The following is a 12,428-nucleotide window of genomic DNA, read 5'->3' on the forward strand; positions in this document are numbered from 1 at the left end:
CGGTGGCGAGAATCAGGCGGTCGGCTTCCTTCGCGGCATCGGTGATCGCCTTCACGCGCGATTGCTTGTCGCCGTAAAGCTCCCAGTCCATCGCGAAGTCTTCGTCCGGGCGGACGGAGCCGTCCTTCACGGGCAGGTCGCGGACGTGACCGTAGGAGGCGAGAACCTTGTAGCCGGGGCCAAGGTACTTCTCGATGGTTTTGGCCTTGGCCGGCGATTCAACAATGACAAGCTGCATGGCGGGTATATCGTGACCTTACGCGTATGTGTACGCGCGAGGGTGGCGATGCCGCACGCCGATCGTCAAGCCTTGCCTTGCGCCGATCATCCCACTGCCTTGATCGTCACGAACAAAGGCGTCACCCGAACACCTCGGCCAGCCGGTTGTCCGAATGGCCAAGCAGCCGGTAGAGCGCGAGCGTCAACGCGGTTCCGCCCACCGCCATCAGCGCGGCCACCGCGTTGCCGAGAATGGTCCCTCCGACTCCTGCGGTGATCGACGGACCGGACAGCGCGGAAGCCAGCCCTTGGGCAACGCCCACGCCCGCCAGCGGCACCACCAGCAACACCAGGCAGATCACATAGAACAGCGCGATCGACACCATCGAGGCGCGGGTGTGCCGCCAGCTTGCGCCCATCGCTTCGGTCGCGCGCATCCCCTGGCCGATGATGTAGGGCCAGGTCAGCGACCAGCGCGCCAGCAACAGCAGGCCCGGAACGATCAACAGAGCGAAACCCAGCATCATGCCCAGTGTGGTGAGAATGCTGGCGCCGACGACCGAGAGATAGCGTCTGCCCGTGACGGAAGGGGACAGCAGNNAGCATCTGCTCCATCAGATGATACTGGATCAGGAACGAGGCGATCGTACCGCCAAACTGCCCCCCGCTATCCCCGAGCAGGACATCGACGATCGAGGTGACCGCCACGATGCCAAGCCCCGCCAGCAGCGAAAGGCGGGCATGGCGGGTCAGGGTGCCGCCGAACTCGGAAAAGATCTCGCTTACGCTGACTTTCCGTTCTCCGTCCGCCATGCAACCCCGTCCTTCCATTCCTAGCGCAGAGAGACGATCTGCCCCACCATCTGGTCGTTCGCGAGCGCGGCCGCCTTGGCCGCCCCCTGTTCATAATTGCCAGGCTTGGCGGTGAACTCGAACTTGCGCGTCTTGCCGAAGCGCATCCCGCCGAAGCCCATCGCCGCCATTACCCCGCCACCGACGTTGGCCGCCGCCTGCGTGGTCTTGTCGAGGTTGCTGGACGCATCCTGCTTGTCAACGAAATCTCCATCCACCGACACGCCACGGTTGAGCGTGACCGTTACGGTCTTGCCGTTCGGCCCCAGCGCCGTCATCCGCGAATAGCCTGGCGTGACGGAAAGGTTGGCGTTGACCTCCAGCCCGCCGAAGCTGAACGCGCCAGGCCGCTTCTGGTCGGAAAAGTCGATCAGGTAGGTCACGTCCAGCACGGGTACGCCGGCCGCCTTGGCGTAGTTCGACAGCGCGCCGCTGGCCTGCCCGGCTGACATGTTGAGGCCAATGCTGGACATGCCGCTACCGGTGAAATCGCCCGGCAGCAGGATCAGCGTGGGCAGCACCGTGGGCTTCATGTAGGTGGCCTTGCCCTTGCTGCCCTTTTCAAGCTGGATGCCGATTTCGACCGGCGGTTGCTGTCCGTGCGGGTTGGCCAGGGCCGGCGACGCAAAAACGGCGGCCGGGTCCTGCACCGTCAGGCCGGCGGCATTCAGCTTTGCGACGAAATCGGCGTAGGCNNCCGGGGTGACGCCTACGAGCGAACTCTTGGCCTTGGTCGCCCCTCCGAACGCCCCCATCAGGCCGCCCGAGGCCTTGGTCTGATCGGTCGACTCGAAAATGAAGCCAACGTTGAACGCGGCAATGGCGACCTGCGAGGCGCCTTTCACCGCATCCTTGCCCTGTACCTTTACCGGTGCGTCATCTCCCGCCCAGGCAACGGTGGGCGCGGTCATCAGGAAGCCTGCCGCCGCAACGGCAAGCACAAACGTATTGCGGAAATTCATGATAGTCCCCCATCCCGACAATCTTCCGCGACCCGTTTATGTTGCGAAACATTACGATGGGACGGAGCGCACGCAAGCGGATTTCACGAAAAGTAAGAGCAGCGGTCGGAAAATCAGGCCGTCTTCCGCCAGGCCAGCAGGAAACCAAGCCCGAGCAGCACGTCGATCGCCGCGAACACGGCCACGGCCGGCACGGCCCTCCCCTGCGCGAACAGCGCCAGCGCCGGCAGGCCAAACACCAGCTTTTCCCCCACCGCGCATGGCATCAAAGCCCGATAGCGCGCCGGATCACCGCCAATGATCCAAAACACCGCCTGGAACACCAGCGCCACCCCGATGAAACCCAAAGAGACTTCCGCGCCGCGTTCGGGCAGCGGCGCGAGATAGAGCGGCGCGAGCACCACGATCCCGTAGATCGCCGCCCAGCGGAACATCCGGCGTGCGAAACGGTGATCCTGCATCGTACCTCTCCCCAATCCCTTGCTGCCGCTTACACCAGCGAAACGCGGCCGGCGGCATGGCGCACAAGCCGTCCCGCGATTTCCAGCTCGATCAGCGCCATCTGCACCGCCCCCGGCGATGCGCCGCTCTGCCGGACCAACTCGTCGACCGCGACGGGAGCAGCGCCCAGCAGGGCCTCGATATCGGCGGGCGCTTCCTCCTCCGGGAAGGATGGCGCAAAGGCTTCCGGTTCGCGCAGCAGCGATCGCGGCGCGCCGCCGAAGTCCCGCAGCAATTCCAGCACGTCCTCCGGCGATTGCACCAGCACCGCGCCTTCCCGGATCAGCTGGTTGCAGCCGTGCGAGCGGCTATCGAGCGGTGAGCCGGGGATGGCCATGACCTCGCGCCCCGCCTCCCCCGCCAGCCGAGCGGTGATCAGCGAGCCGGACTTCGGCGCGGCCTCCACCACCAGCGTGCCTGTGGCAAGGCCCGCGATGATGCGGTTGCGGTGCGGAAAATGGCGCGCGAGCGGTTCGGTGCCGGGCGGCATCTCGGCGATCAGCAGGCCCTTTTCCGCCACCTCGTCCTGCAAGGCGGCGTTTTCGGGCGGATAGGCGATGTCGATCCCGCTGGCGATGACGCCCACGGTGCCGCCGCCGTCGGCCATGGCGGCCAGCGCGCCCCGGTGCGCCGCGGCATCGATCCCGCGCGCAAGGCCGGAAATCACGGCGCAGCCAGCGCCCGCCAGCGCAGCGCCGAAATCGCGCGCCAGCTTGACCGCGCCGGCCGAGGCATTGCGCGCGCCGACGATGGCGACCGAAGGGCGCCGCAACAGCGCGTCGTCGCCGCGCACGGTCAGGATCGGCGGCGGGCTATCCAGCGCGGCCAGCAGCGCGGGATAGGCGGGGGAATCGTGAAAGAGATAGCGCGCGCCCAGCTGGCGGACCCGCGCGATCTCCGCGCTGATGCGCTCTTCGGGCGCGGGGACCACGCGCCCGCCACCGCGCGCCGCCAGTTCGGGTACGGCTTCGAGGGCGGCCACCGCGCTGCCATACCGCCGCAGCAGATGAAAGTAGCTGGCAGGCCCGATGTGCGGTGTGCGCAGCAGGCGGATTCGAGCGAAAGCCTCCTCACGCGCAAGGGCGAACGGGGTATCGGCGGGCCGCGCAGGATCGGGCACGCCGCGCGCGCTCACTTGGCGCTGCCGCTCCCCGAACCGACCCGGGGTTCGGTGCCCGCGCGCAGCCGGGCTATATTGGCGCGGTGCAGCCACAGGATCATCACCGCCAGCACCGCGAGAACGGGGGCGTACTGCCCATAGCCCGCCGCGAACGCTGCCAGCGGGGCGGCCAGCGCGGCGCACATGCCGCCCAGCGAGGAAATGCGCGAGGCGAACAGCACGCCCAGCCACACCAGCGCATAGGCAAGGCCGATCGGCCAGGCGAGCGCGAGCGAAATGCCCATCATCGTGGCTACGCCCTTGCCACCCTTGAACCGCAGCCACACGGGGAAGCAGTGCCCGATCACCGCGAAGAACGCCGCCAGCGCTTCCGTGCCGGGCCAGACGTGCCGGGCCAGAAGCACGGCCAGCGCACCCTTTGCCAGATCCAGCAGCAGCGTGCCCGCCGCCAGCCCCTTGTTCCCGGTGCGCAGCACGTTGGTAGCGCCGATATTGCCCGAACCGATGCTGCGCAGATCCCCCGCACCGGCCAGGCGCGTGAGTATCAGCCCGAACGGAATTGAACCGAGCGCATAGGCGGCGAGCGAGGCGATCAGGGCATCCACAACCGCACTCTTACAATTCATCGCGCGGGTTCGGAAAGGGGCGTCTTTCCTTTTCAGTTCGGAAACCGATAGAAGGGACCAGAGCCAGCAAAGGAAACCCGACAGGCGTGACAGCAACAGGCGCGACAATACAGGCCAGGCAACCGGCCAGACCCGCCGAAGTCGATGCCGCGGCGCCGTTGTTGGTGTTCGATTCCGGCGTGGGCGGGCTTTCGGTGCTGCGCAAGATCCGCGCGCTCCTGCCCGATGCGCCGGTGATCTACGCCGCCGACAACGCCGGCCTGCCCTATGGCACCAAGACCGAGGCGCAGATCGCCGCGCGCGTTTCCGGCCTGCTGGGCCGCATGACCGAACGCTTTCGCCCGCGCCTGGTCTGCATCGCCTGCAACACCGCCTCCACCATCGCGCTCGCGTCGGTGCGCGAGGTGCTGGAAGTACCGATCGTGGGCACCGTGCCGGCGATCAAGCCGGCGGCGGCGATGACGCGGACCGGCGTGATCGGCCTGCTCGGCACCGAAGCCACGATCCGGCAGGTCTATGTCGATCGGCTGGAAGCCGAATTCGCGGCGGGCAAGACCCTGCTGCGCCACGGCGCGCCGGAACTGGTGCAGGCGGCCGAAGCGCAATTGCGCGGCGAACCGGTCGATCCGGCGGTCTATGCCCGCGCCGCCGCCGCGCTGCGCGCCATGCCCGGCGGAGACCGGATCGATACGGTGGTGCTGGCCTGCACGCATTTCCCGCTGGTGCAGCCGGAACTGGCGCACGCTTTCGGCGGAGACGTGCGGTTCATCGATGGATCGGACGGCATCGCCCGACGGGTCGCCGCATTGACCGAAGGGCAGAACTGGAACCGCGAGCAGGACGACGTTGCGCTGTTCACGCGCGGGGGGCAGGATGTGGAACGCCTGNNCGCTCTGGCGGCCTATGGCCTGGGCCGCGTTGCTATACTTTAGGCGCGCTTCAAGGGGGGGACGGTTCTTGCGCACGGGATGGAAGATCGCTGCTGTCCTGTTGCTCGCCGTGGTGGGCGCGGCCTACTGGCTGCTGATCGACAACCGCACCGGACCCATTGCCGAACGCCCGATCGACATCGCCGCGCTGCGTCGCGCAGCGGCTGCGATGCCAGGGCCGCGCCCGGATGCGATCGATCTGGAAATCGTGGCGCAGGGCACCTCGCCCGCCACGCTGCTGGTTGCAGGCGGCGGTTTCGGCAAGGCGGGGATCGCGGCGGCGGCGTTCCGCGTGCGCGGCCCCGGCGGGACGGTGCTGATCGACAGCGGACTGACGCGCGAACAGGCCGGGAAGCTCGACATGACCGACTACGACGCCGCCGCGCAGCAGCGCGTCGAGGCCGCGATGGACTCGGCTGACCGCATCGTCTTCACGCACGAACACTACGATCACATCGGCGGCTTTGCAGCTTCGCGCGGCATGGCCAGCAACGCGGCGAAGCTGTTCCTGCCTCGCACGCAGTATCTCCCGCTGGCGGCGGAGCTNNGCAGGGCGCCACGGCGCTCGCGCCCGGAGTCGCAGTCATGCCGATGCCGGGCCACACGCCGGGATCGCAACTGATCTACGTGGCGCTGGCCAGCGGGCGCGAATATCTGTTCCCTGGCGACGTGACCTCGATGGAACGGAACCTGTCCGAAACACGGGGTCGTTCGCGGCTTGTCGCGGATTGGCTTGCTCCAGAGAACCGCAGGGCGGTGATCGGCTGGATCAAGGGCCTGCGCACGCTGCAGGCGCGCACGCCGGGCCTGACCATCGCTTTTCAGCATGATCGCGACTGGCTTTTGCGCCAGCGCAATGACGGTGCCTTCCATATCGGCTTCGGCGATCCCGCACGGGTGCAGGCGCGAAAACCGGCTGGCCAAGCACAAACAACAAGCGTACAAGCCGCGCCATTCGCCGATGGCCCGGCATTTTCGAGCCTGACACAAGGAGCGGCGGGGTGAATTACGATCAAGTTTTCGACCAGGCGATCGACCGTCTGCATTCCGAAGGCCGCTACCGGGTTTTCATCGACATCCTCCGTAACAAGGGCGCTTACCCCAACGCCCGCTGCTTTGCCGGCCACAACGGCCCGAAGCCGATCACGGTGTGGTGNNACTATCTCGCCATGGGCCAGCATCCCAAGGTGATCGCGGCGATGGAAGAAGCGCTTCATGACGTGGGCGCCGGTTCCGGCGGCACGCGCAACATCGGCGGCAACACGCACTACCACATCGAGCTGGAGCGCGAACTGGCCGACCTGCACGGCAAGGACGGCGCGCTGCTGTTCACCTCGGGCTATGTCTCGAACGATGCCACGCTGTCCACGCTCGCCAAGATCCTGCCGGGCTGCGTGATCTTCTCGGACGAACTGAACCACGCCAGCATGATCGCGGGCATCCGCAATTCGGGCTGCGAGAAGAAGGTGTTCCGGCACAATGACGTCGAGCACCTTGAAGAACTGCTCGCCGAAACCGATCCGGCGCTGCCCAAGCTGATCGCGTTCGAAAGCGTCTATTCGATGGACGCCGACATCGCGCCGATCCACGCGATCTGCGACCTTGCCGAAAAGTACAACGCCCTCACCTACATCGACGAAGTCCACGCCGTGGGCATGTATGGCGCACGCGGCGGCGGCATTTCGGAGCGGGACGAGGCGGCCAGCCGGATCGACATCATCGAGGGCACACTGGGCAAGGCCTTCGGCGTGATGGGTGGCTATATCGCGGCCGATACGCGGATCATCGACGTGATCCGTTCCTACGCGCCGGGCTTCATCTTCACCACCTCGCTCTCCCCGGTGCTGGTCGCCGGCGTGCTGGCGGCGGTGCGGCATCTCAAGGCGTCGAGCGTCGAGCGCGAGGCGCAGCAGGCGTCGGCCGCCACGCTCAAGCGCCTGTTCGCCGAAGCCGGTCTTCCGGTCATGCCGTCCTCCACGCACATCGTCCCGCTGATGGTCGGCGATCCGGTGCGCGCGAAGAAGGTCAGCGACATCCTGCTCGCCGAATACGGCGTCTATGTGCAGCCGATCAATTTCCCGACCGTGCCGCGCGGCACCGAACGCCTGCGCTTCACCCCCGGGCCGGCGCACACCGAAGCGATGATGCAAGACCTGACGGCCGCGCTGGTCGAAATCTGGGGCCGCCTCGACCTCGAAAAGCGCAAGGCCGCCTGATCCTCTCTCTTGCTCTCCGCCACCGACCGTTTAATCATGCGGTTAAACGGTCGGTGGGAGAGAACAGTGACAACACTTAACGGGCCTGGCTACGACGAGGTCGTCTATGGCCGCCGCAGCATTCGCGGCTTTCTGAAGAAACCGGTTCCGCGCGAACTGATCGAGGAAATCCTGGCGCTGGCGATCCGCGCGCCCTCCTCGCTCAACACGCAACCGTGGAATTTCACGGTCGTGACCGGCGCCCCGCTCGACCGCATCCGCGCGGAAAACACCCGCCGCAATCTGGAAGGCGTTCCCGAAAGCCGGGAGTTCCGCAAGTTCGAGGTTTATGAAGGCGCGCACCGCGAACGGCAGGTGGAAATCGCCAAGCAACTGTTCGGCGCCATGGGTATCGCGCGCGAGGACAAGGAAAAACGGCTGGACTGGGTGCTGCGCGGCTTCCGCCAGTTCGACGCGCCGGTGTCCATCGTCGTCACGTATGACCGCGCGCTGTTCGGCGGCGATATCGCCCCGTTCGATTGCGGCGCGGTAACGACGGCGCTGGTCAACGCGGCCTGGTCGCGCGGGCTGGGCTGCGTGATCAACAGCCAGGGCATCATGCAAAGCCCGGTCGTGCGCGAACACGCGAAGATCGCCGACGATCAGGTCATCATGATCTGCGTGGCGATGGGCTGGCCGGACGAGAGCTTCCCCGCCAACGCCGTGGTCTCGAAGCGCAAGTCGGTGGCCGAGGCGGCAACCTTCGTGGGTTTCGACGAATGACAGAAAGGCCGCGCTTCGTACCGGAAGCGCGGCCTTTCCGCATGTGATCGCGCTTGCCGTCAGAACCGGTCGGCGTTCATCACCTTGGCCCATGCGGCGGCGAAGTCCTTGACGAACTGTTCGCGCGCGTCATCGGAAGCATAGGCCTCGGACACCGCCCGCAGTTCCGAATTGGACCCGAAGATCAGGTCCACCGGCGTCGCCTTCCACTTCACCTGCCCGCTCGTGCGGTCCTTGCCTTCATAAATGCCCGCATCGGCGGCCGACTTCGACCAGACCGTGCCCATATCGAGCAGGTTCACGAAGAAGTCGTTGGTCAGCTGGCCGGGACGGGTGGTGAACACGCCGTTGCGCGATCCCGCGGCATTGGCATCCAGCACGCGCAAGCCACCCAGCAGCACCGCCATTTCCGGCACGGTCAGGCCCAGCGTGTTGGCCTTGTCCACCATCGCTTCCGCCGGCGCCAGATAGGCCGCCCGATCGTAGTAGTTGCGGAACCCGTCGGCCTTCGGCTCCAGCACCGCGAACGAGGCCGCATCGGTCTGCGCCTGCGTGGCGTCGACCCGTCCGGCCCTGAACGGCACGGCAACGGCATATCCCGCCTTCCCGGCCGCCTGCTCCACCGCCGCGCTGCCGCCCAGCACGATCAGATCGGCCAGCGACACCTTGCGCCCGCCCGGCGCCGCCTTGTTGAAATCGGCCTGCACCTTGCCCAGCGCCGCCAGCACCTTCGCCAGTTCGGCCGGGTTGTTCGCGGCCCAGTCCTTCTGCGGGGCAAGACGGATGCGCGCGCCGTTGGCACCCCCGCGCATGTCCGTACCCCGGAACGTCGAGGCCGAAGCCCAGGCCGTGCGGATCAGTTCGGGTCCGGTCAGGCCGGACGCGAGGATCTTCGCCTTGAGCTGCGCTTCATCCTGCGCGTTGATCATCGCATAGTCCGCCACAGGCAGCGGGTCCTGCCAGGTGAAGGCCTGCTTCGGCACGTCGTTGCCCAGATAGCGGGCGCGCGGCCCCATATCGCGGTGCGTCAGCTTGAACCAGGCGCGGGCGAAAGCGTCCGCGAACTCCTGCGGGTTCTTCTGGAAGCGCAGCGCGATGGCGCGGAACGCCGGGTCCTGTTTCAGCGAAAGGTCGGTCGTGAACATAATGGGCGCGTGGCGCACATCGGGCAGATGCGCGTCGGGCACAAGATTCGCGGCGTTCTTGTCGCTGGGTATCCACTGGGTCGCGCCGGCCGGGCTCTTGGTCTGCACCCAGTCGAACGCGAACAGGTTGTCGAGGTACTGCGTGGTGAACGCAATCGGATTGGCCGACCACGCGCCCTCCAGGCCGCTGGAGACGGTATCCTCCGCATTACCCTTGCCGCACGTATTGGCCCAGCCCAGCCCCTGCTGCTCGATCGGCGCGGCGGACGGATCGGGACCGACGCACTTGTCGGGAGCGTGCGCGCCGTGAGCCTTGCCGAAGGTGTGGCCGCCCGCAATCAGCGCGACGATTTCCTCGTCGTTCATCGCCATCCGGCCGAATGCCTCGCGGATGTCGGCGGCGGCGGCGATCGGGTCCGGATTACCGTTCGGCCCTTCAGGGTTCACATAAATGAGGCCCATCTGCGTGGCGGCAAGCGGCCCGTTGAGCTTGCGGCCGCCTGAAAAGCGTTCGGAACTGCCGAGCCACTTCTTTTCCGATCCCCAGTACACCAGGTCCGGCTCCCACGAATCCACGCGCCCGCCGCCGAAGCCGATCGTCTTGAAGCCCATGTTCTCCAGCGCGACGTTGCCCGCCAGAACCATGAGATCGCCCCACGATATCTTACGGCCATACTTCTGCTTGATCGGCCACAGCAGGCGGCGCGCCTTATCGAGGCTGACGTTGTCGGGCCAGGAGTTAAGGGGTTCGAACCGCTGTTCTCCGCCCCCGCCGCCGCCGCGACCGTCGATCGTGCGATAGGTGCCGGCACTGTGCCAGGCCATGCGGATGAAGAACGGCCCGTAGTTGCCGTAATCGGCCGGCCACCACGGTTGCGACGTGGTCAGCGCCTTGTCGATATCCTTCTTCACGGCGGCGATATCGAGCGTGGCGAATTCCTTCGCATAGTCAAAATCCGCGCCATAGGGGTTCGCCGCATCGGCATGCTGGCGCAGCGGCCGCAGATCGAGAAGCTGGGGCCACCAATCCTTGTTGGTGGTCGGTTTGCTCGCTACCGCCGCATCTTCGGCATGGGCCACCCCGGCCATCGGCGTGACGGCCACCGCCAGCATGGCGATCATCGAAATCGAAGTACGTCGCATGTCCTCGTCTCCTCTCTCATGCAACCCGAGAGGCACGGCGGACAGGAGGTGGAAAACGCGTGAGCAAGGCATAGGCGACCTGCCGCGCGGGAACACCCCCGCGCGTCGGTGCCGATGCTTGTCCTGTTTCCTTTCAGGCGTCCGCGCAGGGCTTAACCCTGCGCGATCCAGTTCCCCTGTTGCGTGCCTGGGGAAACTGTCTCGCGGAACACCAAAATCGCAAAATTGATTTATTGGGTAACTTTCATCGCAAAAAGCGATCAAAGCTACCCATTCCCGAAACGTGACGGGCGGCAATCGTCAGTTGAACGTACCTGCCACCACCGAGGCGATCACGCCGGTCGCGATGCCGACCAGCAGGGCATCCCCGCCCGACTGGACCCAGCGATAGCCGCGCGGCGGCGCGTGCAGGCGGTGGTAGCGGCGATAATCGATCACGCGGTAGTTCGGCGCGCGGCGCTGTTCAAAACGCTGCCCCTTGCGGAACGGATTGGGCTGATACCGCGAATAGCCCGGTCCCACGCGGTGGTCGTCATGGCGGAAATCGCGCCGATCGTTGTCATGCCGGCCATTTTGATGACGGGGCGGATCGGCCAGAGCGGGCGTCGCTGCCGGAAGGACCATGGCCAGGGCGATGGCGGTGAAAACAATCTTCTTCATGATGCGGTCTCCTGCGTGGTTGCGGAAGAAACGCTCAGCCCCTGCGACAAGGTCCGTCACCAACCGTCAGAAAATGTCGCAGAAATTTCTCCGTTTGTTACAAACGCCGGGCACCGCGGAAACGGGCGTGCGGCATGGCGCGCCGAAGGGCTCGCAATAAGCGGCCGCTCTCTCTATATCGGAACCGTCGATGGCATGACGGACACCTCGTTCGTCGGCGCCTTCATGGAAAACGGCCGGGATGCCGGGGAACGGCACGCAACGAGCTTTCACTGGCCCGCATCCCGACGAAGATGGATTGAAAGACAGACACCGCCTTGGCACGCTTGAACACTTCCACGCCCGAAACCCGCAGCGTCCGGCTTCTCAAGGTGGGCGAACAGGTCCGGCATATCCTGTCCGAACTGCTCACGCGCCAGCAGGTGCATGACGACGTGCTGACCGCGCATACCGTCTCGGTCACCGAAGTCCGCATGTCGCCCGACCTGCGCCACGCCACCGTCTTCGTGAAATCGCTGCTCGGAACGGACGAGGCGGACGTCATCAAGGCGCTGCGTACCAATACGGCTTTCTTCCAGAAGGAAGTGGCGAGCCGCCTGAAGCTCAAGTACGCGGCAAAGATCAAGTTCCTGCCCGACGAAAGCTTCGAAGAGGCGAGCCGGATCGATGCGCTGCTGGCCGACCCGCGCGTAACCCGCGATCTGGACGGCGATCCCGAAGACGACGCCGGCTGATCGCCGCCACGCATGGCCAAGCTCTATTTCTACTACGCCAGCATGAACGCGGGGAAATCGACCACGCTGCTGCAGGCCGATTTCAACTACCGCGAACGCGGCATGGCGACCATGTTGTGGACGGCGGCGGTGGATGATCGCTGGCAGCGCAAGCCGATCGCCAGCCGCATCGGGCTGGAGGCGGACGCGCACCTGTTCGACGAGGGCACCGACCTGTGGGCGCGCGTGACCGCCGCCCACGCGGTGCAGCCGCTGTCGTGCGTGCTGATCGACGAAGCGCAGTTCCTTTCCGGGCCGCAAGTGTGGCAGCTGGCGCGCGTGGCGGACGAGGCCGGTATCCCCGTTCTCTGCTATGGCCTGCGCACCGATTTCCGGGGCGAGCTGTTCCCCGGTTCGGCCGCGCTGCTGGGCATTGCCGATGCGCTGGTCGAACTGAAGGCCGTCTGCCATTGCGGTCGCAAGGCCACGATGAACCTGCGCGTCGACAGCGACGGTGCGGCGGTCAGGGCCGGCGCGCAGACCGAGATCGGCGGGAACGACCGCTATGTCGCGCTCTGCC

15 protein-coding genes are annotated in these 12,428 nt (G+C 66.2%); 7 read left to right on the forward strand and 8 right to left on the reverse strand.

The genetic code is table 11. The features are described from left to right. The 6 genes from B3547_RS12625 to plsY all read right to left on the reverse strand — a co-directional run. The coding region (locus tag B3547_RS12625; RefSeq protein ID WP_292963659.1) for a toprim domain-containing protein at positions 1-238 on the reverse strand (238 nt) is incomplete at its 3' end. A gap of 121 nt (positions 239-359) precedes the next feature. Then, positions 360-818: a glycerophosphoryl diester phosphodiesterase membrane domain-containing protein gene (locus B3547_RS12630; RefSeq protein ID WP_349676492.1), complete on the reverse strand. Its 459-nt coding sequence runs from the start codon at positions 816-818 to the stop codon at positions 360-362. A gap of 234 nt (positions 819-1,052) precedes the next feature. Continuing rightward, positions 1,053-2,033, reverse strand: a complete 981-nt coding sequence (locus B3547_RS12635; RefSeq protein ID WP_292963665.1) for a hypothetical protein — start codon at positions 2,031-2,033, stop codon at positions 1,053-1,055. A gap of 113 nt (positions 2,034-2,146) precedes the next feature. Beyond that, complete coding sequence (locus B3547_RS12640) at positions 2,147-2,494, reverse strand: hypothetical protein (protein WP_124809169.1); 348 nt, start codon at positions 2,492-2,494, stop codon at positions 2,147-2,149. A 29-nt stretch (positions 2,495-2,523) separates the two neighbouring features. Next, the gene (gene dprA, locus B3547_RS12645; protein ID WP_292963668.1) at positions 2,524-3,669 is read right to left on the reverse strand and encodes a DNA-processing protein DprA; all 1,146 of its coding nucleotides are present in this window, start codon (positions 3,667-3,669) and stop codon (positions 2,524-2,526) included. Further along, on the reverse strand, positions 3,666-4,280 hold the full coding sequence (plsY, locus tag B3547_RS12650) for a glycerol-3-phosphate 1-O-acyltransferase PlsY (RefSeq protein WP_414690558.1): 615 nt from the start codon (positions 4,278-4,280) through the stop codon (positions 3,666-3,668). Before plsY ends, dprA begins: the two co-directional genes overlap by 4 nt. Positions 4,281-4,366: 86 nt before the next feature. Between plsY and murI the strand changes: the two genes are divergently transcribed. The 5 genes from murI to B3547_RS12675 all read left to right on the forward strand — a co-directional run bounded on the left by murI (position 4,367) and on the right by B3547_RS12675 (position 8,187). Beyond that, positions 4,367-5,212 (forward strand): glutamate racemase, encoded by an 846-nt coding sequence (murI, locus tag B3547_RS12655; RefSeq protein WP_414690559.1) that lies wholly within the window; start codon positions 4,367-4,369, stop codon positions 5,210-5,212. A gap of 25 nt (positions 5,213-5,237) precedes the next feature. Further along, positions 5,238-5,831 carry an MBL fold metallo-hydrolase gene (locus B3547_RS12660; RefSeq protein WP_292963674.1) on the forward strand — a complete coding sequence of 198 codons (594 nt, stop codon included), beginning with the start codon at positions 5,238-5,240 and terminating at the stop codon, positions 5,829-5,831. Between the two features lie 5 nt (positions 5,832-5,836). Beyond that, positions 5,837-6,214 carry a hypothetical protein gene (locus tag B3547_RS12665; RefSeq protein WP_292963677.1) on the forward strand — a complete coding sequence of 126 codons (378 nt, stop codon included), beginning with the start codon at positions 5,837-5,839 and terminating at the stop codon, positions 6,212-6,214. Next, entirely contained in the window at positions 6,211-7,425 is a 1,215-nt protein-coding gene (hemA, locus tag B3547_RS12670; RefSeq protein WP_292963680.1) for a 5-aminolevulinate synthase, read from the forward strand. The genes B3547_RS12665 and hemA overlap by 4 nt, the downstream gene beginning before the upstream one ends. Before the next feature lie 66 nt (positions 7,426-7,491). Next, the gene (locus B3547_RS12675; RefSeq protein WP_223806603.1) at positions 7,492-8,187 is read left to right on the forward strand and encodes a nitroreductase; all 696 of its coding nucleotides are present in this window, start codon (positions 7,492-7,494) and stop codon (positions 8,185-8,187) included. A gap of 59 nt (positions 8,188-8,246) precedes the next feature. Here B3547_RS12675 and katG read toward each other — a convergent pair whose 3' ends face one another. After that, positions 8,247-10,475 (reverse strand): catalase/peroxidase HPI, encoded by a 2,229-nt coding sequence (gene katG / locus B3547_RS12680; protein WP_292963686.1) that lies wholly within the window; start codon positions 10,473-10,475, stop codon positions 8,247-8,249. A 300-nt stretch (positions 10,476-10,775) separates the two neighbouring features. Then, positions 10,776-11,135: an RcnB family protein gene (locus B3547_RS12685; protein ID WP_292963689.1), complete on the reverse strand. Its 360-nt coding sequence runs from the start codon at positions 11,133-11,135 to the stop codon at positions 10,776-10,778. A gap of 317 nt (positions 11,136-11,452) precedes the next feature. On the opposite strand from B3547_RS12685, the gene rbfA reads away from it, so the two are divergent. Together rbfA and B3547_RS12695 are read left to right on the forward strand one after the other, a co-directional pair. Further along, positions 11,453-11,869 (forward strand): 30S ribosome-binding factor RbfA, encoded by a 417-nt coding sequence (rbfA, locus tag B3547_RS12690; RefSeq protein WP_125956370.1) that lies wholly within the window; start codon positions 11,453-11,455, stop codon positions 11,867-11,869. Between the two features lie 12 nt (positions 11,870-11,881). Continuing rightward, positions 11,882-12,428: thymidine kinase (locus B3547_RS12695; protein WP_292963696.1), on the forward strand; the 547-nt coding region annotated here is incomplete at its 3' end.

The sequence above is a fragment of the Novosphingobium sp. UBA1939 genome (genome assembly GCF_002336885.1).
GTDB lineage: Bacteria > Pseudomonadota > Alphaproteobacteria > Sphingomonadales > Sphingomonadaceae > Novosphingobium.

Coding starts and splice junctions, on each gene's coding strand:
- plsY (WP_414690558.1), bottom strand. CDS start 4,280: ATGAATTGTAAGAGTGCGGTTGTGGATGCCCTGATCGCCTCGCTCGCC.
- B3547_RS12685 (WP_292963689.1), bottom strand. CDS start 11,135: ATGAAGAAGATTGTTTTCACCGCCATCGCCCTGGCCATGGTCCTTCCG.
- katG (WP_292963686.1), bottom strand. CDS start 10,475: ATGCGACGTACTTCGATTTCGATGATCGCCATGCTGGCGGTGGCCGTC.
- B3547_RS12640 (WP_124809169.1), bottom strand. CDS start 2,494: ATGCAGGATCACCGTTTCGCACGCCGGATGTTCCGCTGGGCGGCGATC.